Annotated in this window: 16 protein-coding genes; 8 read left to right on the top strand and 8 right to left on the bottom strand. The window is 68.2% G+C overall.

Features of this window, described 5'->3' with window-relative positions; genetic code table 11:
- Nucleotides 1-94 precede the first annotated feature (94 nt).
- The 6 genes from CCR84_RS00705 to CCR84_RS00680 all read right to left on the bottom strand — a co-directional run bounded on the left by CCR84_RS00705 (nucleotide 95) and on the right by CCR84_RS00680 (nucleotide 11,777).
- Nucleotides 95-568 (bottom strand): WbuC family cupin fold metalloprotein, encoded by a 474-nt coding sequence (locus tag CCR84_RS00705; RefSeq protein ID WP_201209017.1) that lies wholly within the window; start codon nucleotides 566-568, stop codon nucleotides 95-97.
- A 50-nt stretch (nucleotides 569-618) separates the two neighbouring features.
- Nucleotides 619-4,149 (bottom strand): DNA polymerase III subunit alpha, encoded by a 3,531-nt coding sequence (gene dnaE / locus CCR84_RS00700; RefSeq protein WP_201209016.1) that lies wholly within the window; start codon nucleotides 4,147-4,149, stop codon nucleotides 619-621.
- A 51-nt stretch (nucleotides 4,150-4,200) separates the two neighbouring features.
- Nucleotides 4,201-6,591, bottom strand: coding sequence for a caspase family protein (locus CCR84_RS00695; protein ID WP_201209015.1), 2,391 nt, complete (start codon nucleotides 6,589-6,591; stop codon nucleotides 4,201-4,203).
- A gap of 161 nt (nucleotides 6,592-6,752) precedes the next feature.
- Nucleotides 6,753-8,150, bottom strand: coding sequence for a TAXI family TRAP transporter solute-binding subunit (locus CCR84_RS00690; RefSeq protein WP_201209014.1), 1,398 nt, complete (start codon nucleotides 8,148-8,150; stop codon nucleotides 6,753-6,755).
- A 3-nt stretch (nucleotides 8,151-8,153) separates the two neighbouring features.
- Nucleotides 8,154-9,125: a quinone oxidoreductase family protein gene (locus CCR84_RS00685; protein WP_201209013.1), complete on the bottom strand. Its 972-nt coding sequence runs from the start codon at nucleotides 9,123-9,125 to the stop codon at nucleotides 8,154-8,156.
- 363 nt (nucleotides 9,126-9,488) lie between these two features.
- Nucleotides 9,489-11,777 carry a UvrD-helicase domain-containing protein gene (locus tag CCR84_RS00680; protein ID WP_201209012.1) on the bottom strand — a complete coding sequence of 763 codons (2,289 nt, stop codon included), beginning with the start codon at nucleotides 11,775-11,777 and terminating at the stop codon, nucleotides 9,489-9,491.
- A gap of 264 nt (nucleotides 11,778-12,041) precedes the next feature.
- On the opposite strand from CCR84_RS00680, the gene CCR84_RS00675 reads away from it, so the two are divergent.
- The 4 genes from CCR84_RS00675 to holA all read left to right on the top strand — a co-directional run bounded on the left by CCR84_RS00675 (nucleotide 12,042) and on the right by holA (nucleotide 16,625).
- Entirely contained in the window at nucleotides 12,042-12,386 is a 345-nt protein-coding gene (locus tag CCR84_RS00675; RefSeq protein WP_201209011.1) for a hypothetical protein, read from the top strand.
- 88 nt (nucleotides 12,387-12,474) lie between these two features.
- Nucleotides 12,475-15,093 (top strand): leucine--tRNA ligase, encoded by a 2,619-nt coding sequence (gene leuS / locus CCR84_RS00670; RefSeq protein ID WP_201209010.1) that lies wholly within the window; start codon nucleotides 12,475-12,477, stop codon nucleotides 15,091-15,093.
- 10 nt (nucleotides 15,094-15,103) lie between these two features.
- Nucleotides 15,104-15,613 carry an LPS-assembly lipoprotein LptE gene (locus tag CCR84_RS00665; protein ID WP_201209009.1) on the top strand — a complete coding sequence of 170 codons (510 nt, stop codon included), beginning with the start codon at nucleotides 15,104-15,106 and terminating at the stop codon, nucleotides 15,611-15,613.
- Nucleotides 15,614-15,617: 4 nt separating this feature from the next.
- On the top strand, nucleotides 15,618-16,625 hold the full coding sequence (gene holA, locus CCR84_RS00660; RefSeq protein WP_201209008.1) for a DNA polymerase III subunit delta: 1,008 nt from the start codon (nucleotides 15,618-15,620) through the stop codon (nucleotides 16,623-16,625).
- Nucleotides 16,626-16,700: 75 nt separating this feature from the next.
- On the opposite strand, the gene CCR84_RS00655 is transcribed toward holA, so the two are convergent.
- Nucleotides 16,701-16,979 (bottom strand): hypothetical protein, encoded by a 279-nt coding sequence (locus CCR84_RS00655; RefSeq protein ID WP_201209007.1) that lies wholly within the window; start codon nucleotides 16,977-16,979, stop codon nucleotides 16,701-16,703.
- A gap of 249 nt (nucleotides 16,980-17,228) precedes the next feature.
- On the opposite strand from CCR84_RS00655, the gene CCR84_RS00650 reads away from it, so the two are divergent.
- Genes CCR84_RS00650 through ybaK form a run of 4 tightly spaced genes read left to right on the top strand, consistent with a single transcriptional unit; the run spans nucleotide 17,229 to nucleotide 20,445 of the window.
- Nucleotides 17,229-18,485, top strand: coding sequence for a glutamate-5-semialdehyde dehydrogenase (locus CCR84_RS00650; protein WP_201209006.1), 1,257 nt, complete (start codon nucleotides 17,229-17,231; stop codon nucleotides 18,483-18,485).
- 29 nt (nucleotides 18,486-18,514) lie between these two features.
- Nucleotides 18,515-18,991: a methylated-DNA--[protein]-cysteine S-methyltransferase gene (locus CCR84_RS00645; RefSeq protein ID WP_242508464.1), complete on the top strand. Its 477-nt coding sequence runs from the start codon at nucleotides 18,515-18,517 to the stop codon at nucleotides 18,989-18,991.
- The gene (xerD, locus tag CCR84_RS00640) at nucleotides 18,984-19,925 is read left to right on the top strand and encodes a site-specific tyrosine recombinase XerD (protein WP_242508463.1); all 942 of its coding nucleotides are present in this window, start codon (nucleotides 18,984-18,986) and stop codon (nucleotides 19,923-19,925) included. The genes CCR84_RS00645 and xerD overlap by 8 nt, the downstream gene beginning before the upstream one ends.
- Before the next feature lie 28 nt (nucleotides 19,926-19,953).
- Nucleotides 19,954-20,445, top strand: a complete 492-nt coding sequence (gene ybaK, locus CCR84_RS00635; RefSeq protein ID WP_201209003.1) for a Cys-tRNA(Pro) deacylase — start codon at nucleotides 19,954-19,956, stop codon at nucleotides 20,443-20,445.
- Nucleotides 20,446-20,448: 3 nt separating this feature from the next.
- Here the strand turns inward: ybaK and CCR84_RS00630 are convergent, their stop codons facing one another.
- Complete coding sequence (locus tag CCR84_RS00630; protein ID WP_201209002.1) at nucleotides 20,449-20,805, bottom strand: dihydroneopterin aldolase; 357 nt, start codon at nucleotides 20,803-20,805, stop codon at nucleotides 20,449-20,451.
- Between the last annotated feature and the right edge of the window lie 60 nt (nucleotides 20,806-20,865).

Raw genomic sequence — 20,865 nt, 5'->3', positions numbered from 1 at the left:
TCGACCCGACCGTAAGCCGAGGTCTTACCTGGTGGCTTTCGTGCCTTTTTGTGTCTTTTCGTACTTTTTCGTGGCTGAAAACGGGTCTGGGGGCTCAGAACAGGGCGCGCAGCGCGGCCTGATAGGCCGCGGCGCCTTCCTCGTTCTCGGCCGGCGCCCACGGCGCACGCTCGGCCTCGGCGAGCGGTGCCCAGGGGCCCGCCTTGGCTTCGAAGAAGACCGTCCCGGGGCTACAGGCGAGCACGCTGTGCCACACCCCGTGCGGGATGTCGACGCCGATCACCTCGCCCCCGGCGGCGAGCAGGGTCGTCTGCGTGACGCGCCCGGCGTCGTCGAAGCAGACGACACCGAGCTGGCCACGCACGACCAGCATCGTCTCGTCCTTGGCCGGGTCAAGGTGCCGGTGCGGCGGGACGTAGGAGCCTGGCTCGATGGCGTTGAGCAGGCGGTGCGCGACGTCGAGGTCGCTGCGATGGAAGTTGTGGTTCTTGCGGCGGCGCGGTGTGGCCGCCGCCGTGGCGACGAGTTCGTCGAGCAGCAGGCGGTCGATCAGGTGGGCTTGGGTCATCGGAGCACTCGGGCGGATTGGGGAAGGTCGGCAGCTTGCCGCCAGGGCGCTCACGCGTAATCGATGCGCACGCTGTCGGCACCAAAGGCCGTGGCGAGGGACGCGATCAGGTCCTCGTCGAGGCGGACGCGCCAGGCCTCGCCGAGGACGAGGTCGCAGGCGGCGACGGCATTGCGGTAGTGCAGGCAGACCGGGCAGGCGCCGGCGGCGTACGGAGCGAGCAGGGTCTGCAGGCGCTGCAGCAGGCCGGCGGGCTTGCCGCGCGTGCCGTCGACGCGGAGTGCGAGCTGGCGGGCGAAGCGGCTGCGCGCCTCGCCGAGGGTGAGCAGGCGTTCGGCGACGACCCTGACCTTGCCCTCGCCGGCGAAGTCGTCGCGGCTGATCTTGCCTTCGACGACCAGCACCTCGTCCTCGCGGATCTTGGCGCGGTCGGCGTCAAACACCTCGCTGAACACCGACACCTCGATCGACGCGCTGCCGTCGTCGATCTGGACGAAGGCCATCTTGCCGCGCCCGGTGATCTTGCTGCGCACGCCGGTGACCAGTCCGGCGACCATCTGCAGTTCGCGCTGCGCCTCGAGCCGCGCCAGCGGCCGGCGTGCGAAGCGCGACACCTCGGCGCGCACGGCGTCGAAGGGATGACCGGAGAAGAAGAAGCCGAGCGCGATCTTTTCTTCGGAGAGGCGCTGCTTTTCGCTCCAGCGCGCGACTTCCACGTATTGCGGCGCCAGCTGCTCGCCACCGTCGCCGCTGCCGAGAAGGTCAAAGAGGCTCGTCTGCCTGGCGTTGCGCTCGGCCTGCTCGGCGGCCTCCATGGCGACGCCGACCGAGGCGAGCAGGCGCGCGCGATGGTCGTCGAGCGCGTCGAAGGCACCGGCGCGGATCAGCGCCTCGATCGCGCGGCGGTTGACCAGGCGCTTGTCGGAACGGCGACAGAAGTCGAACAGGTCCTTGAACGGCCCGCCGGATTTGCGCGCGTCGATGATGTTCACCACCGCCTGCTCGCCGACGCCCTTGACCGCGCCGAGGCCGTAGCGGATCGTCTTGCGGTCGACCGGGGTGAAGCGGTAGTCGGAGGCATTGACGTCGGGACCGAGGATGGTGAGCTTGTTGGCGATCGCGTCGTCGTGGAAGATCTTCACCGAATCGGTGTTGTCCATGTCCGACGACAGGGTCGCGGCGATGAAGGCCGAGGTGTGGTGCGCCTTCAGCCACGCGGTCTGGTAGGTGACGACGGCGTAGGCGGCGGTGTGCGACTTGTTGAAGCCGTACTCGGCGAACTTCTCCATCAGGTCGAAGAGCTGCATCGCCAGCGCTTCGTCGTAACCCTTCTTCTTCGCGCCCTCACGCATCAGGTCGCGGTGCAGCGCCATCTCCTCGGCCTTCTTCTTGCCCATCGCGCGGCGCAGCAAGTCGGCACCACCGAGCGTGTAGCCGCCGATGATCTGCGCGATCTGCATCACCTGTTCCTGATAGACGATGACGCCGTAGGTCGGCTCGAGGCAGCCTTGCAGGTCCGGGTGGAAGTAGTCGATCGTCTGCTGGCCCTTCTTGCGCAGGATGAAGTCGTCGACCATCCCCGAGCCGAGCGGACCCGGCCGGTAGAGCGCAAGCACGGCGATGATGTCCTCGAAGCGGTCGGGCGCGAGCTTCTTGAGGAGCTTCTTCATCCCCTCCGATTCGACCTGGAACACCGCGGTGGTGTTCGCATCGCGCAGGACCTGGTAGGTCGCCTTGTCGTCGAAGGTGAGCGCGTCGATGTCGGGACGGCTGCCGGTCAGCCGCTCGACGTAATCGACGGCGAGCTTGATGATGGTGAGGTTTCTGAGGCCGAGGAAGTCGAACTTGACGAGGCCGACCTTCTCGACGTCGTCCTTGTCGTACTGCGAGACGACCGAACCGCCGCCGTCGGCCGAGTAGAGCGGGCAGAAGTCGGTGAGCTTGCCGGGGGCGATGAGCACGCCGCCGGCGTGCATGCCGACGTTGCGCGTCAGGTCCTCGAGGCGGCGGGCGAGGTCGAACAGCTCGCGCACCTCCTCTTCCTCGTCGATGCGCGCCTTGAGTTGCGGCTCGGCCTCGATCGCCTTGTCCAGCGACAAGGGCTTGTTCGCTTCCAGCGGGATCAGCTTGGACAGCGTGTCGCACATGCTGTACGGCAGGTCGAGCACGCGCCCGACGTCGCGGATGACCGCCTTCGACGACATGGTGCCGAAGGTGGCGATCTGCGACACCGCCGCCGCGCCGTACTTGCCGCGCACGTACTCGATGACGCGGCCGCGCTTGTCCTGGCAGAAGTCGACGTCGAAGTCGGGCATCGACACGCGCTCGGGGTTGAGGAAGCGCTCGAACAGCAGCGCGTAGCGCAGCGGGTCGAGGTCGGTGATGCCCAGCGCGTAGGCGACGACCGAACCGGCGCCCGAGCCGCGCCCCGGTCCGACCGGTACGTCGTTGTGCTTCGCCCAGTTGATGAAGTCGGCAACGATCAGGAAGTAGCCGGGGAAACCCATCTGCACGATGGTGTCGGTCTCGACCTTCAGGCGCGCGAAATACTCGGGGCTGCGGCGCTCGCGCTCTTCCGCATCGGGAAAAAGCTGGAGCAGCCTGCGTTCGAGCCCCTCGGCCGCCTGCTGGCAGAGGAAGTCGTCGAGCGAGACGCCCGGCGGCGTCGGGAAGTCGGGCAGGTAGTTCTTGCCGAGCGTGATTTCGAGGTTGCAGCGGCGTGCGATCTCGACCGAGTTCTCGAGCGCCTCGGGCAGGTCGGCGAAGCGCTCGACCATCTCGTCGCCGCTGCGGAAATACTGCTCCTCGGTGCACGACTGCGGCCGGCGCGGGTCGCCGAGCACGTAGCCCTCGGCGATGCAGACGCGCGCCTCGTGCGCCTTGAAGTCGTCGCGATCGAGGAACTGGATCGGATGCGTCGCCACCAGCGGCAGCTCGAGTTCGCCGGCCAGCGCGACCGTCGCGGCGACCAGCGCCTCTTCCCTGGCCACGGCCTGCGCGGCTTCCTGGACCGTCTTCTGCGCCGAACCGGGCGCGGCCGGCACCTGCACGCGCTGCACCTCGAGGTAGAACGCGTCCGGGAACAGTTCGGCCCAGGCGCGCGCACGCGCCAGTGCCTGCTCGCGCGATCCCTGCGTGAGCGCCGCCCCGACGTCGCCGTGCGCGGCACCGGAAAGGGCGATCAAGCCGTCGACGCCGACCTCGTGCAGCATCGCCAGCGTCACCTCGGCACGCCCGCGCACGCGCGGTGCGAGGTAGGCGCGCGAGAGGATCTCACACAGCTGCAGGTAGCCGCGGTGCGTGCGGCAGAGCAGCAGGAGGCGGTAGGGGCGGTCGGGGTCGTCCTCGTTGGCGATGAACACGTCGGCGCCCTGCACCGGCTTGATGCCGGCCTTGCGTGCAGCCGTGTAGAACTTGACGAAACCGAACAGGTTGGCCAGGTCGGTCAGCGCCAGCGCCGGCATGCCGAGCTCTGCGGCGCGAGCGACCGCGTCGTCGATGCGGACGATGCCGTCGGTGACCGAGTACTCGCTGTGGAGACGGAGATGGACGAAACGGGGTTCGGGGCGGGAAGCGGACATCGTCGGATTTTACCCTGTGCCGCGCGAGGCCGGCCCCTGCGCTGCGGCCGGCTAGCGCAGCTTCACCAGCGGAAAGCCCTGTCCGGTCGGCGAGACGATCGGGTACTGCTTGTGCCTGAACACCGTATCGGCAAGTTCCGGCACTTGCGAATCGACGTAGTCGGCCAGTTCCAGCGTCTTGACGAAGCCGTCCTGGTTGGCGTCGGCCGCACCGTTCATGCCGGCGGCGATGACGTAGGTGAAAAGTCCATGGCCCTTGTAGCCTTCGAGCGCCTCCTGAACCGAGGTGGCGGCGGAGAGCACCGTCGAGCCGACCGCGCGCGACAGCACCTTCATTGCCGTGTCGTCGCTCATGCCGCGCGTCAGCATCGCCACCTGGATGGCGTCGCCGAGCTGGCCGGCGCTACAGGTGTCGAGCACGACCAGCTTCTTGGAGGCCGGAATGTTGGAGATCAGTTCCTTGATGCTGTCCTGCGTCAGCGCATCCTGCCTGAGGCGCGCCGTCATGGTCGAGCCAACGTTCGAGGTGATCAGCAGGTACTGGCCGTCGTCGACCGTGCCGTGGCTGGCGACGTAGAAGACGAACAGGTCTTCCGGGCCGACTTCGCTGCGGGCGCGCTTGAGAGCGTCGACGATGGCGTTGTTGGTGGTTTCGGCGGGCTTGAGCAGGCGCTTCACGTGCACGCTGCTGTACAGGCCCTTCGCCTTTTGTTCGAGCGTGGAGGCGAACAGCTCGGCATCCGCCACCGGATACTTGAGCGCCAGGCGCGGGTTGGCGAAGTCCTTGATACCGATCACGATGGCGTGCAAGGCAGGCTGGCGCGCGGCGATGTTCGCCTGCACCGCGAGCTTCGCATCCTGGCTCTGCATGCTGTTGTCGGCGTTGAAGGCGATGGCGCGGATCAGGTTCTGGCCCGGTTCGAGCGGCACGTCGACACGCAGGATGCGACTGCTGTCTGCGGCGCGCGTCAGCTTGCGGGCGTTTTCGAGTACGACGGCCGCGCCGTTGCGGTAGAGGCGCACGTCGCCGATGCCGCCGCCCTTGTCGTCGATCTGTAGCGATACCGCCACCGTACGCGCGTCGGTGCTGTCGGGCGTGTTGACGATGGCCACGGCCGGCGGCGGCTTGATGTCGGCCACCTTGCGGTATTCGCCGAGCGTGCCGCCGACCAAAGCGACCTTGACCAGATCGGGGCGAAAGAAGGATTCGCGCAACTGGGCGATGCTGTAGGCCTGCCCGCCGACCGTGACGCTCAGGTATTCGTCGCCCTTCTCGGAGGCGTTGTAGTAGCCGCTCGGCGTGGTCACCAGCCATTCGCCGTCGTCGAAGGCGATCAGCGCTGCCGCCTCCTCGCCGCTGTCGAGGTGGTAGAGACGCACCGAGGCTGCCGAGGTGATCGCCACCAGCTTGCCGTTGGGCGAGAAGGCGATCTTCGCCGGGCTCAGGTCGAAGACGATCTTCTCGTTCGGCCGCTGCAACGGGCGGATCAGCTGGCCGCTGCTCAGATCCCACAGCTTGTACTCGCCCTTGTTGTTGCCGGTCATGAAGCGTCGGCCGTCGGGGGTCACGGCCAGCGCGACCAGTTTGGTGAATTCCTTGTCGGTGGCAAGCAGGGTACCGGCAACGTCGTAGCGCAGCAGCTCCCGTTGCTGCATGCCGGTGGCCGCGTCGAGCAGTGCGACCGAAATCGTCATGCTGCTGCCGAGCGTGCCGTGGTACTCCGCGCGCGAAACCAGCAGCTGCCGACCATCAGGCGTGAAGGCCGCGGCGTCGCCCGGGCCACTGCCACGCCACAGCTCGCGACCGGAAGCCAGGTCGATCAGCGCCGGCCCGCGGTCGAATTCGCCGAGCAGCAGTGCCTTCTGGCCATCCGGAGAAATCGCGCCGAACATGGCATGTCCATAGCTGCGGACGATCTGGTTGGCCGCCACGTCGAGCTGCTCGACGTTGTAGTACGGATTGTCCATCAGCCCGCCGGTCTCGAAGCGGTTGCCGAGCAGATAACGGCCGTCACCCGAGAAGCCGAGCTTGTAACCAAACTTGCCGCTCGGCACCGTCTTGAGTAACTCGCCGCTGGCCGCATCCCACAACTGAGTGAGCGAATCGCCGAAAATACCGGTGAGGGAGGAGGCTGCGTAGGTCTTGCCGTCGCGCGAATAGGCGACGTCGACGAGGCCCCAGGGCGCCTCCATCCGGTGGGTACGCAAACCCTTGCCCGCAGCCATGTCCCAGACGCGCACCACCGGCGTGACGCCGCCGGAGACGAGCTGCCTGCCGTCAGGCGAGTAGTCGAGCGTTCCGACCGCCATCACCGTGCTCTTGACCGTCACCTGGCGGTCGGGCGAAGCGGAGTGCAACTCCGGGGTGGCCTGCATCATTCCGGCGCAGCCGGAGAGGACGAGAACGGCAAGCGGCGCGGCGAGCGAAAGGAGTGAGCGCATCACGATCTCCAGACTGGATTGACGGCGAGGAGCCGGTCGGGATCGATCGCGTCGGCGGGCAGACGGAAGGGCTCGCTTGTCGGGCCTGATGGTCTGTCCGCACTCGGCTCACTGCCTACCGCCTTTATACGCCAAAGCTGGAGCGAGCGGTGGCCGGGAGTTCATTCGGAGGGAACCTTGGCGGCGGTAGCGACGAGCTTGCTGCGTACCAGGTCGATGTGCTCGCGCAGCGTGTACAGCTCGTTGGTGAAGGACAGCGGGACGCTGCGTCGGCGCGCCTCGCCCTCGATCTCGTCGAGCCGGGCGAGGATCTCCTGGCGGCGTTCCGCTGCCGCCGGCTGCTCGAGTTCGTTTTCGAGGAACTTGAGCTCGCCGTAGCTGGCGAAGAGCTTGGAGCGCACGCGCCAGGCGTAGATCGCCGGCGCAAAACGCAGCAGGGGCAGCAACAGGCCGAACAGGGGCAGCAGCAGGATGACCATGCGCTCGACCAGCACCGCCAGCCAGAACGGCAGGTAGCGCTGCAGGAATGGCGGCCCCGAATCGTAGAAACGCTGTGCCAGCGGCGCCAGCGGGAAGCTCTGGTCGCGCACGGCAGGGAAGTCGCCGGCGCGCTGGAAGAAGCCGTTGTCGCCATGCACCTCGCGCATCGCCTGCATGAGCAGGCTGGCCAGCGCCGGATGCAGCGATTCGGCGGTGATCAGGTTGGCCGTGCTCGCCAGCAGCCGCGTATCGGCGGGCGGCCGGTTCTCGACCAGATCGACCGTCCCCTTGGGCAGGGTGACCGGTGTCAGGAAAGGAAAAAGGCGCGCGTAGGCATCGGCCTGGCTGAAACTCATCAGGCGGATGCCGGGTGCGCGCAAGAGCAGGCGCACCACCGGCGCTTCCGGCGCCGAGACGATGAAGGCGGCATCGACCTTGCCCTCGAACAACGCGCTGGCGGCGTCGAGCCCGGACAGCGGCAGCAGCAGCTCGCGGTCGACCGGCACCTCGTTGGCGGCGAGCAGTTGCAGCGCCAGCGCGCGTACGCCGCTGCCCTCGGCACCGATGGCAACGCGCCGGCCGGCGAGTTCGTGCAGGACCTCGAGCGGCCGCGCGAAGACGTTGGTCGCCGCGCCGACGCGCTCGCTGCGGTAGAAGACCCACAAGGGTTCGAGGAAGACGCTGCCGAGCGATTGCAGCTTCGGCGCGTCCTCGGCAGCTTCGGCGACAGCCAGCAGGTCGGGAGCGGGTGCCGGCAGGCTGCCGCCCTGCACGAAGGCGACGTCGACCTCGCCGCGGCGCAGGCGTTCGAGGTTGTCGACCGAACCGGCCGAGGTCTGCACCTCGACGCTGATCCCGTCGCGCGCGAGGATCGCCGCATAGCGCTTGGCAAACGCGTGATAGGCGCCGCTCTCGAAGCCGGTGGCGATGGTGAGGTGACGCGGCGGCGCCGGCTGCACGAACTGGAAGGCGACGACGAAGCCGATCACGGTGACGACGACGATCGGCCACGCCGTCGCCAGCCACTCGCGCAGGGTGACGAGTCGCTCGCGCAGCGAAAAGGCGCCGGGAACGCGCATCGCTCAGGGCAGCAGCACGGTCGAACCTGTGGTGCGCCGCGCGGCGAGGTCGCGGTGCGCGGCTGCCGCGTCGGCGAGCGCGTAGCGCTGGTTGACCTCGATCTTCACCCGGCCACTGGCGACCATGTCGAACAGCTCGGCGCCGAGCGCCTCCAGGTCGGCACGCCGGGCGACATAGTGGGCGAGCGTCGGCCGGGTGATGAACAGCGAGCCGCGATTCGACAGCTGCAGCAGGTCTACGGGCGGCACCGGCCCCGAGGCGTTGCCGAAGCTGACCATCATCCCGAGCGGGCGCAGACTGTCGAGCGAGGCGGTGAAGGTGTCGCGACCGACTCCGTCATAGACGACGGCGACGCCCTCGCCGCCGGTCAGCTCGCGCACGCGCGCGGCGATGTCCTCGCAGTCGGAGCGGATCACGTGCGTGCAGCCATGCGCCTTGGCCAGTTCCGCCTTCGCTGCCGAGGAGACGGTACCGATCACCGTGGCGCCGAGAGCCGCCGCCCACTGGCAGGCGAGCAGGCCGACGCCGCCGGCCGCGGCATGGAAGAGCAAGGTGTCACCCGGCTGCACGCGATAGGTGCGGCGCAAGAGGTAGGCACAGGTCAGGCCCTGCAGCAGCATCGCCGCCGGCTCGAAGGCGATGGCATCGGGCAGCTTGAGCAGGCGGTCGGCGGGCAGGCAGCGTACTTCGCAATAAGCGCCGAGCGGCCCCCCGGCGTAGGCGACGCGGTCGCCGGGCCTGACCAGCTCGACACCGGCACCGACGGCCTCGACGATACCGGCGCCGGCTAGCCCGATCCCCGAGGGCAGCGGCACCGGGTAGAGCCCGCTGCGGTGGTAGAGGTCGATGAAGTTCAGTCCGACCGCGGCGTGGCGCACGCGCGCCTCGCCGGGCGCCGGGTCGCCGACGACGACTTGTTCACGGCGCAGCACTTCGGGACCGCCGGTTTCATGGATGCGGAAGGCAAGGGACATGGGGTTTCCTCGACGCAAAGGGGTGGGCAGAAGGTGGCCAGGTCGGACCAGGCTTCAGCCTAGCCGCTGCCTGTTTTTTGGGCAAGTCTGGCAAACCCTTGTCCCAGCGTGACTTGGAAGAATCATACGCAGGCCGCCCACAGACTTATCCACAGAAGCTGGGGAAAAGCCGTCGCCCACAGCCCCGGAAAGCTGCCCACTTTTTAGGCAATCATAAAAACTTATTTCGAAACAATGACCTGAAAAACAAGCCCGCAGGCACCCCACAGACTTGTCCACAGATTCGGGGGACAACTACAGCGGTTTTAAATTACGGGAACGGTATACTCAATTTGCAAGAATTAAGTATACCGTCCCCCGTAATTACAGCGGTTTCAGCTTGGCGTAGTCGAGCGACAGCCACTTCATGCCGGCGGCGCCGAAGTTCACCTGTACCTGTGCGTCGGCGCCGCCCTTGGCGGCGACGATGACGCCGACGCCGAAGCGCGCGTGTTCGACGCTCTGGCCGATGCGCAGTCCACGTACTTCAGTTTCGAGGCCACCCGCCGCCCGGCTACCGCCGCGGCCCGACGCGCTGCCGGCCGACCTTCCCGCCGACCGGCCATAGCCGCCCGCATGAGCACTTGCCGGCGCAGTGAACGCCGGCGCCGGCGCGATCCGGCGCAGGAGCGCCGCTGGAATCTCCTCGAGGAAGAGCGAGGGAACGCAGTAGCGCGTCTGCCCGTGCAGCATCCGCGTCTGCGCGCAGGACAGGTAGAGCCGGCGCCGCGCGCGCGTGATCGCCACATACATCAGCCGCCGCTCCTCCTCGAGCCCGTCGCGCTCCTGCGCCGCGTTCTCGTGCGGAAACAGCCCCTGTTCGAGGCCGCTGATGAAGACGACGTCGAACTCGAGGCCCTTCGCCGCATGCACGGTCATCAGCTGCACCGCGGTCTCGCCTGCGCCGGCCTGGTGTTCGCCGGCTTCGAGCGAGGCATGGGCGAGGAAGGCGGCGAGGACGGCACCGCTGTCGGCATCGGCTGCCGGCTCGTCCGTCCCCTCGCCCGCGGTGGCGAACACGCCCCCGCTTTCCTCGCGCAGGAAGCTCTCGGCGGCGTTGACCAGTTCGTCGAGGTTCTCGAGGCGCTCGCTGCCTTCCTTCTCACTGAGGTAATGCTGGCGCAGCCCGCTTTTTTCGATGACCTCCTCGACCATCTCCGGCAGCCTCAGCGCCGTGCAGTCGGTACGCAACTGCTCGATCAGGCGTACGAAGGTGCCGACCGCGGTACCGGCCTTGCCGGGCAGTCCGGCGGCGGCGTTGTAGAGGCTGGAATTGGCGCGGTGCGCGGCGTCCTGCAGCGCCTCGATGCTGCGCGCGCCGATCCCGCGCGTCGGGAAATTGACGACGCGCGCGAAGGCGGTGTCGTCGTCGGGGTTGGCGATCAGGCGCAGGTAGGCGAGCGCGTGCTTCACTTCCTGGCGCTCGAAGAAGCGCAGCCCGCCATGCACGCGGTAGGGAACGCCGTTCGAAAAGAGCTGGTGTTCGAGCACGCGCGACTGCGCGTTGGAGCGGTAGAGCAGCGCGATCTGGTCGCGCTCGACGCCATCGCGCACCAGTTCGCGCACCTCGTCGACGATGAAGCGGGCCTCGTCGAGATCGGAAAATGCCTCGAAGACACGGATCGGCTCGCCGGCGCCGGCGTCGGTCCACAGGTTCTTGCCGAGGCGGCTGTGGTTGTGCGCGATCAGCGCGTTGGCGGCGTCGAGGATGTTGCCGTGCGAACGGTAGTTCTGTTCGAGGCGAATGACGTTCCTGACCGCGAACTCGCGCTCGAAGTCGCGCATGTTGCCGACGTCGGCACCGCGGAAGGCGTAGATCGACTGGTCATCGTCGCCGACAGCGAAGATCGCTGCCGGCGCGCGGACGGCCTCGCCCTCGCCGCCCGGCGCGCGCGCGTACTCGCCGTGGCCGGCCAGGAGCTTCAGCCACGCGTACTGCAAGCGGTTGGTGTCCTGGAATTCGTCGACCAGGATGTGCGCGAAGCGCTCCTGGTAATGCCGGCGCAGCGGCTCGTTGCGCGCGAGCAGTTCATAGGCGCGCAAGAGGAGTTCGGCGAAGTCGACGACGCCCTCGCGCTGACACTGCGCCTCGTACTCGGCGTAGAGCGCGACGCGCCGGCGCGTGTAGTCGTCCCAGGCCTCGGCCTGCGCCGCGCGCACGCCCTGCTCCTTGTGGCCATTGATGAAGTGCATCAGCTCGCGCGGCGGGAACTTCTCGTCGTCGATGTTCAGGGCCTTCAAGAGGCGCTTGATCGCCGAAAGCTGGTCGGCCGAGTCGAGGATCTGGAACAGCGCCGGCAGCCCGGCCTCGCGGTGGTGCGCGCGCAGGAGCCGGTTGCACAGCCCGTGGAAGGTGCCGATCCACATGCCGCGCGTGTTGATCGGCAGCATCGCCGACAGGCGCGTGAGCATCTCCTTGGCCGCCTTGTTGGTGAAGGTGACGGCGAGCAACCCGTGCGGGCCGACCTGGCCGGTCGAGATCAGCCAGGCGATGCGCGTCGTCAGCACGCGCGTCTTGCCGCTACCGGCGCCGGCGAGGATCAGCGCATGCTGCGGCGGCAGGGTGACAGCGGCGAATTGGTCGGGGTTGAGACCGGCGAGAAGGTCGGACATGGGCTCGGGGCTTCGCTATCGGGGGGACGCCGATTATCCGCGATCCCTCGCCGGAACGGGTGCCGACAGAAGGCCTCCGGCGCCGCCCCCCCTGGGCGGAGCGCGAACGGGAGCCGGATGCAGGCAGCCGGCCGACGTAAAACATTAACCAAAGTGATAGCAATTATCGCCGCAGCGACTATAATGTTTGTGCACTGCAACATGAGCCGCCCACGAAGCTGGCGCGCAGTGCCACGGCCACCACGGCACACCGAGGACCCCGACATGAAAGCCCCCAAGATATTGCCCGCGATCGCCCGTCGCGCCGGAATCAACGAAGCGCTGGCGCTCAAGCTCTGGCGCCGCGCTGCCGGCGAAGCCGAAGCGCTCACCGGCTGTTGCGACAGTTCCGAGTACTTCGGACTCGCCGTCGACCGTTTCCTCGTTCTGGTCGAGGACGAGTCGGGCGTAGACATCGCGCGCGAGCGCAAGCCGCTGACCAGCGTCGTCTGGATCTGCCGGCACCAGCGGCGCATGTCACAGCTCGCCCTGGCCGCAACGCACAGCGCTTACACGCTGTGGCACCGGCAGTGGCAGGACTTGCTCGCCGGCCACCGGCACGCGGCCTGAGCGCCGACGCCGGCAGCGCCGGCAAGGCACCCGGGAGTGCAAGCGCGTATAATCCGCGGCTTGATTTCAATCTCCCGGTCGCCCTCCCATGCAGGAAAAATACCAACCCGCCGACATCGAACTGGCCGCTCAGGCGCGCTGGCAGCAGACTGCCGCAGCGCGCGCGGTCGAGGACCTGAGCCGCCCCAAGTACTACTGCCTGTCGATGTTCCCGTACCCATCGGGCAAGTTGCACATGGGCCACGTGCGCAACTACACGATCGGCGACGTGCTCGCGCGCTTCCACCGGCTGCGCGGCTACAACGTGCTGCAGCCGATGGGCTGGGACGCCTTCGGCATGCCTGCCGAGAATGCGGCGATCCAGAACAACGTGCCGCCGGCGCAATGGACCTACGCCAACATCGAGTACATGAAGGGGCAGCTGCAGCGGCTCGGCTTCGCGATCGACTGGGATCGTGAAATCGCCACCTGCAAGCCCGACTACTACCGCTGGGAGCAGTGGCTGTTCACCCGCCTGTTCGAGAAGGGGCTGATCTACAAGAAGCTCGGCACGGTGAACTGGGATCCGATCGACCAGACCGTTCTCGCCAACGAGCAGGTGATCGACGGCCGCGGCTGGCGCTCGGGCGCGCTGATCGAGAAGCGCGAAATCCCGATGTACTACATGAAGATCACCGCCTACGCCGACGAGCTGCTCGCCTCGCTCGACGACCTGCCCGGCTGGCCCGAGCAGGTGCGGCTGATGCAGAAGAACTGGATCGGCAAGAGCACCGGCGTGCGCTTCGCCTTCCCCTACGAACTCGACGGCAAGTCCGACCGGCTGTGGGTATTCACGACGCGCGCCGACACGATCATGGGCGTGACCTTCGTCGCCGTCGCCGCCGAGCACCCGCTGGCCACCTGGGCCGCGGCCAGGAATCCGGAGATCGCCGCCTTCGTCGAGGAATGCAAGAAGGGCGGCGTCGCCGAAGCCGACCTCGCGACGATGGAGAAGAAGGGCATTCCGACCGGCATCCATGTCAGCCACCCGCTCACCGGCGAGCAGGTCGAGGTGTGGGTCGGCAACTACGTGCTGATGGGCTACGGCGAAGGCGCGGTAATGGCGGTGCCGGCGCACGACGAGCGCGACTTCGCCTTCGCCAAGAAGTACGGCCTGCCGATCAAGCAGGTGATCGCGGTCGACGGCCAGGAATTCTCGCTCGACGGCTGGCAGGAATGGTACGCCGACAAGCAGAACGGCGTCTGCGTCAATTCGGGCAAGTACGACGGCCTCGGCTATGCTGCTGCGATCGACGCGATCGCCGCCGACCTCGGCGCCCGGGCGCTCGGCGAGAAGAAGGTCCAGTTCCGCCTGCGCGACTGGGGCATCTCGCGCCAGCGCTACTGGGGCTGCCCGATCCCGATCATCCACTGCGCCGACTGCGGCGACGTGCCGGTTCCCGACAATCAGCTGCCGGTGGTGCTGCCCGAGAACGTCACCATCGACGGCGCCGGCAGCCCGCTGGCCAAGATGCCCGAGTTCTTTGACACGACCTGTCCCAAGTGCGGCAAGCCGGCGCGTCGCGAGACCGACACGATGGACACCTTCGTCGAGTCCTCGTGGTACTTCCTGCGCTACTGCTGCCCCGACAACGCCGAGGCGATGGTCGACGAGCGCGTCCAGTACTGGTGCAAGGGCGGCATCGACCAGTACATCGGCGGCATCGAGCACGCCATCCTGCACCTCCTCTACTCGCGCTTCTTCACCAAGCTGATGCGCGACGTCGGCCTGATCGGCGACCTGGGCGAGCCCTTCGCCAACCTGCTGACGCAGGGGATGGTCGTCGCGCCGACCTTCTACCGCGAGGAAGAAAACGGCAAGAAGCAGTGGATCAACCCGGCCGACGTGAACCTCGAGACCGACGAGCGCGGTCGCGCGGTCGGCGCGACGCTCGCCGCCGACGGCCTGCCGGTGGTGATCGGCGGCACCGAGAAGATGTCGAAGTCGAAGAACAACGGCGTCGACCCGCAGGCGCTGATCGACCGCTACGGTGCCGACACCGCGCGCCTGTTCATCATGTTCGCGAGCCCGCCCGACCAGTCGCTCGAATGGTCCGACGCCGGGGTCGAGGGCGCCTTCCGCTTCCTGAAGCGCGTCTGGAAGATCGTGCACGACCACGTCGGCGCCGGCATCGTCCCGGCCTTCGGCGCGGCGCAGGCCGGCGAACTGACGCCGGCACTCAAGGCTTTCCGCCGCCAGCTGCACCAGACGATCGGCAAGGTCGCCGACGACTACGGCCGGCGCAAGCAGTTCAACACGGCGATCGCCGCGGTGATGGAACTGCTCAACGCCTACGGCAAGCTCGACGACGCCTCGCCCGTCGCGCGCGCGGTGCGCCAGGAAGCGCTCGAAGCGGTCGCGCTGCTGCTCTGGCCGATCGTTCCGCACATCGCCGAAGCGCTCTACGGCGAGCTGAAGCCGGGCTGTCAGGTCGCTGCCGCCGGCTGGCCGCAGGTCGACGAGACGGCGCTCACGCAGGACGAGATCGAGCTGATGCTGCAGGTGAACGGCAAGCTGCGCGGCAGCCTGCGCGTTGCCGCCGGCGCCGACAGGGCGACGATCGAGGCCGCCGCGCTCGCCAGCGAAGCGGCGCAGAAGCAACTCGCCGGACAGGCGCCGAAGAAGCTGATCGTCGTCCCCGGCCGCCTCGTGAACATCGTCGCCTGAGCGAAGCCCGATGCGCACGCCCTCCCTTCTTGTGGCAGCCGCGCTGCTGGCGGCGACGCTGGTCGCCGGCTGCGGCTTCCAGATGCGCGGCAGCTACACGCTGCCGTACGAGAGCCTCTACCTGAACCTGCCCGAGTACTCCGAAGTCGGTGCCGGTCTCAAGCGCAACATCCTCGCATCGGGCGGCACCCGGATCAGCGAGCGCCCCGAGGACGCGCAGGCGATCTTCCAGCCGGCCGGGGAGGCGCGCCAACGGCTGATCCTGTCGCTCTCCGGCAGCGGTCGCGTGCGCGAAGTGCGGCTGCGCTACCGCTTCGCCTACCGCATCACCGACAACAAGGGAATCGACCTGTCGGCCCCCGGCGAGATCGAGATGCTGCGCGACATGAGCTACGACGACTCGAACATCCTGTCGAAGGAACAGGAAGAAGCGCTGCTCTGGCGCGACATGCAGAACGACGTGGTGCAGCAACTCCTGCGCCGCCTCGCCGCCGCCAAGCCGCTGGCGGAGGAAGACTGAGCCCGTGCTGATCCCCGGCGAGCGGCTGGCGTCACACCTCGAGGGCGAGCTGCGCCCGCTCTACGTCGTCCATGGCGACGACCCGCTGCTGGTCATCGAAGCCGCCGACGCGATCCGTGCCGCCGCGCGCCGGCGCGGCTTCGACGAGCGTAACGTGCTCACCGCGCTCCCCGGCTTCAACTGGAACCAGCTCTCGGCAGCTGCCGGATCGCGCTCGCTGTTCGGCGGGCGCACGCTGATCGACCTGCGCATTCCGAACGGCAAGCCCGGTCGCGACGGCGGCGGCGCGCTGCAGGACTACGCGGCACACCCCTCGCCCGACGCGCTGCTCTTGGTGACCCTGCCCGAACTCGACTGGCGCGACGAGAAGGCCGCCTGGCTCGCGGCACTCGGCAACGCCGGCGCGATCATCAAGCTCGTCGCGCCGAAGCTCGCCGAACTGCCGGCGTGGATCGCGACTCGCCTGCGCCGCCAGGAACAGAGCGCCGACGCCGAGGGCCTGCGCTTCATCGCCGAGCGCGTCGAGGGCAATCTGCTCGCCGCGCACCAGGAAATCCAGAAGCTCGCGCTGCTGCACCCACCCGGCCCCTTGAGCCTGGCCGCGATCCGCGACGCGGTGCTCGACGTCGCGCGCTACGACATCGACGCGCTGCGCGAGGCGATGCTGGAGGGCGACGCCGCGCGCTACGCGAGGACACTCGACGGCTTGCGCCAGGAAGGCGAGGCGCCGCCCCTGCTGCTGTGGGCGCTGACCGAGGAAGTGCGCGCGCTGGCGACGATCCACTCGGGACTGGCGCAGGGAAAGGCGCTCGACGGGCTGCTGCGAGAGGCGCGCGTCTTCGGCCCGCGCCAGGCGCTGATGAAACGCGCGCTGCGCCGCTTCGACCGCAGCCGCTCGCTCGCCGCGCTGGCGCAGGCGGCGCGCATCGACCGCATGATCAAGGGGGCCGCCAGCGGCAACGTGTGGGACGAATTCCTGCGCCTGGGGCTTGGGCTGGCGAGCGAATCCTGAAGCGCGCGCCGGCAAGGAGCTTGCCGGCTCAGTGAGGAGGAGGCAAGGGCGGGCAAGCCGACCTGCCGTGAAGGGTCAGGAGCCGGTTCCGGTTCGCAGCGGCGCAGGCTGGATCTCGCCGTCTTCGGCGACGGGCTCGTCAGGCGCCAGCGTCTCCCAGAAGCATTCCTCACCGTTGGCGTCGCGAACATCCTGGGTGCCGGGACACGGCGACTCGCGGACCAGGCATTCGCCGGTCACGCTCTCGTCGACCACCACCACCTGTAGTTCTGCGTCCACCTTGCGCTCGCCGTCCCAGTAGCTGCAGGTTGCACAGGTTTTCACTTCAGCAGGCAGAATGAGTTTTCGTTGCATTTCTCTTCCCGGGATCAATCGGCCGGAGGCCGAATTTCTGAGGCGTCGGAGTGTAAACTCTTTGATTTAGTTCCGTTACTGTTTTTTGCTCCGAACGACGCATCGCTGCCACCGACATGTGACGCGAGCGCCTTCCTGCTCCCTGACCCGGTTCACAGCCCGCGCGCAAGCGCCGATAATCGATCCCTTGCGCGGACTTGCCGGTCCTTTGCCCACTGCCCTTCGACCTTTCCCCGAGCTGAAAATTCCATGGATATCGCGCACTACATGCAGACCGTCGGCCAGCGCGCACGCGCGGCATCGCGTGCAATGGCACGCGCCGACACCAGCGCCAAGAACGCCGCACTCATGACTCTTGCCGCCGCCATCCGCCGCGAGGCGGACACCTTGCTCGCCGCCAACGCCGAGGACGTCGCCGCCGCGCGCGCTGCCGGACTGGAGCCGGCGATGCTCGACCGCCTGACCCTGTCGGCCAAGGGCGTCGCTGCCATGGCCGAGGGCGTCGAGCAGGTCGCCGCGCTCGCCGACCCGATCGGCGAGGTGAACGACATGAAGTACCGCCCGAGCGGCATCCAGGTCGGGCGCATGCGCGTCCCGCTCGGCGTCATCGGCATCATCTACGAGGCACGACCGAACGTCACCGCCGACGCCGCCGCGCTCTGCCTGAAGTCGGGCAACGCGGCGATCCTGCGCGGTGGCTCGGAAGCGATCCGCTGCAACCGCGCCATCGCGACGCTGGTCCAGGAAGCGCTCGCCACCGCCGGCCTGCCGGCCGACGCGGTGCAGGTGATCGACACCACCGACCGTGCCGCGGTCGGCCACCTGATCACCATGCGCGAGTACGTCGACGTGATCGTCCCGCGCGGCGGCAAGGGGCTGATCTCGCGCCTGCTGGCCGAAGCGCGCGTGCCGATGATCCAGCACCTCGACGGCAACTGCCACGTCTATCTCGACGAATCGGCCAAGCTCGACAAGGCGCTGGCGATCGTCGACAACGCCAAGACGCAGCGCTACGGCACCTGCAACACCGCCGAGTCGCTGCTCGTAGCGCGCTCGGTCGCCGCCGTGCTCCTGCCGCCCGTTGCCGCCCGACTCTCGGAAAAGGGCGTCGAACTGCGCGGCTGCCCCGAGACCTGCGCGCTGCTGCCGCAGGCGATCCCGGCGAGCGAGGAGGACTGGCGCACCGAGTACCTGGCGCCGATCATCTCGATCAAGCTCGTTGACGGCCTCGACGAAGCGATCGAGCACATCAACCGCTACAGCTCGCACCATACCGAAGCGATCGTCACCGAGGACTACGGCAGGGCACGCCGCTTCCTGCGTGAAGTCGATTCGTCGTCGGTGATGGTCAATGCCTCGACCCGCTTCGCCGACGGCTTCGAGTATGGCCTCGGCGCCGAGATCGGCATCTCGACCGACAAGATCCACGCGCGCGGCCCGGTCGGCCTCAACGGGCTGACCAGCGAGAAGTGGATCGTCCTCGGCGACGGGCACGTGCGCGCCTGACAGGGGACAGCATGAACCATGCTGTCCCCATGCAAGCAGTCGTCCCGGCCCCAGGTTTCTGGCTGGGCGTGCGCTGCGTTGGCGGCGAACTGCACGAGATCGCTTTTCTCGCAGAGGAAGTGACGCCGGTGGAGGCCATCGACCCCGCCAGCGCGGCGCTCGCCGCCGAAGCCACGCGCCAGCTCGCCGCCTGGCTCGAAGACCCGACGACACGTTTCGAGCTACCGCTCGCCGCTGCGGGAACGCCGTTCCAGCGACGGGTGTGGGCGGCGATCGCCGCCATCCCCTGCGGCGAGACCCGCAGCTACGGCGAGATCGCCCGGGAACTCGGCAGCTCGGCGCGTGCCGTCGGCGGCGCCTGCGGCGCCAACCCGCTGCCGATCGTCGTCCCCTGCCACCGCGTGATCGCCGCCGACGGCCGGCTCGGCGGCTTCGCGCACAGCGACGGCGGCTTCCTGCTCGAGGTCAAGCGCTGGCTGCTGCAGCATGAACGCTGCCATGCCTGAGCCCGGCGGCGAAGAGGCTGCAGCGGAGACCGCTGCGCCCAGCCCTGCCGACCAGGCCGAGATCGACGCCTTCTGCGACGCCCTGTGGCTCGAAGACGGGCTGGCGCTGGCCTCGCTCGCCAGCTACCGCAGCGACCTGCAGCAGTTCGCCGGCTGGCTGGCGACGCAAGGCAGCAGCCTGCCCGCCGCCGATGCGCCGCTGTTGCTGCGCTTCGTCGCCACCCTCTCCGGCCGCCTTGCCGCCAGCTCGCAGGCGCGCTACCTGTCGACGCTGCGTCGTTACTACCGCCACCTCGTGGCGCGCGGCAGGATCGGCGCCGACCCGACGCAGGCAATCGCGCCGCCGGTGAAGCCCATGAGACTGCCGAAGGCGATCAGCGAGGCGCAGGTCGAGGCGCTGCTCGCCGCGCCTGACCTGGACACCCCGCAGGGGCTGCGCGACCGCGCGATGATCGAGACGATCTACGCCAGCGGCCTGCGCGTCTCCGAACTGATCGGCCTGAAGGTACATGAAGTCAGCTTCGACATGGGCGTCGTCAGGATTTTCGGCAAGGGCAGCAAGGAGCGGCTGGTGCCGCTCGGCGAACAGGCGATCGACTGGATCGGACGCTGGCTCGACGAGGGGCGCCCGACCCTGCTCGGCGCCCGGCGCAGCGACGCCATCTTCGTCACCGCGCGCGGCGGGCCGATGACGCGGCAGCAGTTCTGGAGCCTGATCAAGCGTTACGCGCGCGTTGCCGGCATCGACGAGCAGCGCCTGTCGCCCCACGGCCTGCGCCACGCCTTCGCCACCCACCTGCTCAACCACGGCGCCGACCTGCGCGTCGTCCAGCTGCTGCTCGGCCACGCCGACATCTCGACGACGCAGATCTACACCCACGTCGCCCGCGAGCGCCTGAAGACCCTGCACGCGGCGCACCATCCACGCGGCTGAGCCGCCCACCACCACATACCCCTCAGTCATGAAGCACCCAGCAGACAGTCCGGCAACCCCGGCGACCCAATTCCTGCGCAAGAACGGCGTCACCTTCTCGGGACACCTCTACGCCTGGGAAGAACACGGCGGCACCGCCGTCTCGGCGCGCGAACTCGCAGTCGACGAGCACTGCGTGGTGAAGACGCTGGTGATGGAGGACGAGCAGGCCAGGCCGCTGATCGTCCTCATGCACGGCGACCGCAAGGTATCGACCAAGGAACTCGCGCGCCAGACGGGCAGGAAGAAGATCGAGCCATGCCGGCCCGAGGTCGCGCAAAGGCACAGCGGTTACCTGGTCGGTGGCACCAGCCCCTTCGCGACGAAGAAGGCGATGCCGGTCTATGTCGAGCGCGGCATCCTCGCGCTGCCGCGCATCTACATCAACGGCGGCCGCCGCGGCTTCCTGGTGAGCATCGCGCCGCAGGCGCTGACGACGCTGCTGCAGGCGACCCCGGTCGAGGTCGCCCTGGCCGGCTGACGCTCAGTCCGCCTTACCACGCTCGATGACGACGCCGACGCGGCGGACGCCGCGCATGACGCCCGGCTTGGCGATCGAGACGCGCACCCACGAGGCGCCGAAGTCTTCGCGCAGCATGCTCGCGATGTACTCGGCGAGCTTTTCCAGCAGGTTGAAGCGACGTTCGGCGAGTTCGCGGCGCAATCGGTCGACCACCACCGCATAGTCGATGGTGTCGTGGATATCGTCGCTGGCGCCGGCGCTGGCGGTCGAGGCGCCGATCTGCAGCGAGATGTCGATCATCTGTGCCATCGCCTTTTCGCGCGGGTAGATGCCGATATGGGCGGAGAGGCGAAGATCGTCGATGAAGATGATGTCCATGCGGCGGGCCGGCGGAGGGGTTAGAATCGCGGGCCGGCGACCGATCACCGCCGCCCCGTG

It is taken from the genome of Rhodocyclus purpureus, assembly GCF_016653115.1.
In the GTDB taxonomy this organism is placed as follows: domain Bacteria; phylum Pseudomonadota; class Gammaproteobacteria; order Burkholderiales; family Rhodocyclaceae; genus Rhodocyclus; species Rhodocyclus purpureus.
This window is presented reverse-complemented; position numbering and strand designations above follow the sequence as displayed.

Bases quoted from the DNA above. Each gene is read 5' to 3' on its own strand.
- leuS (WP_201209010.1), top strand. From the start codon at position 12,475: ATGCAGGAAAAATACCAACCCGCCGACATCGAACTGGCCGCTCAGGCG.
- CCR84_RS00695 (WP_201209015.1), bottom strand. From the start codon at position 6,591: ATGCGCTCACTCCTTTCGCTCGCCGCGCCGCTTGCCGTTCTCGTCCTC.
- CCR84_RS00650 (WP_201209006.1), top strand. From the start codon at position 17,229: ATGGATATCGCGCACTACATGCAGACCGTCGGCCAGCGCGCACGCGCG.
- xerD (WP_242508463.1), top strand. From the start codon at position 18,984: ATGCCTGAGCCCGGCGGCGAAGAGGCTGCAGCGGAGACCGCTGCGCCC.
- CCR84_RS00675 (WP_201209011.1), top strand. From the start codon at position 12,042: ATGAAAGCCCCCAAGATATTGCCCGCGATCGCCCGTCGCGCCGGAATC.
- CCR84_RS00685 (WP_201209013.1), bottom strand. From the start codon at position 9,125: ATGTCCCTTGCCTTCCGCATCCATGAAACCGGCGGTCCCGAAGTGCTG.
- CCR84_RS00705 (WP_201209017.1), bottom strand. From the start codon at position 568: ATGACCCAAGCCCACCTGATCGACCGCCTGCTGCTCGACGAACTCGTC.
- CCR84_RS00680 (WP_201209012.1), bottom strand. From the start codon at position 11,777: ATGTCCGACCTTCTCGCCGGTCTCAACCCCGACCAATTCGCCGCTGTC.
- CCR84_RS00645 (WP_242508464.1), top strand. From the start codon at position 18,515: ATGCAAGCAGTCGTCCCGGCCCCAGGTTTCTGGCTGGGCGTGCGCTGC.
- ybaK (WP_201209003.1), top strand. From the start codon at position 19,954: ATGAAGCACCCAGCAGACAGTCCGGCAACCCCGGCGACCCAATTCCTG.
- CCR84_RS00655 (WP_201209007.1), bottom strand. From the start codon at position 16,979: ATGCAACGAAAACTCATTCTGCCTGCTGAAGTGAAAACCTGTGCAACC.
- CCR84_RS00665 (WP_201209009.1), top strand. From the start codon at position 15,104: ATGCGCACGCCCTCCCTTCTTGTGGCAGCCGCGCTGCTGGCGGCGACG.
- dnaE (WP_201209016.1), bottom strand. From the start codon at position 4,149: ATGTCCGCTTCCCGCCCCGAACCCCGTTTCGTCCATCTCCGTCTCCAC.
- CCR84_RS00690 (WP_201209014.1), bottom strand. From the start codon at position 8,150: ATGCGCGTTCCCGGCGCCTTTTCGCTGCGCGAGCGACTCGTCACCCTG.
- CCR84_RS00630 (WP_201209002.1), bottom strand. From the start codon at position 20,805: ATGGACATCATCTTCATCGACGATCTTCGCCTCTCCGCCCATATCGGC.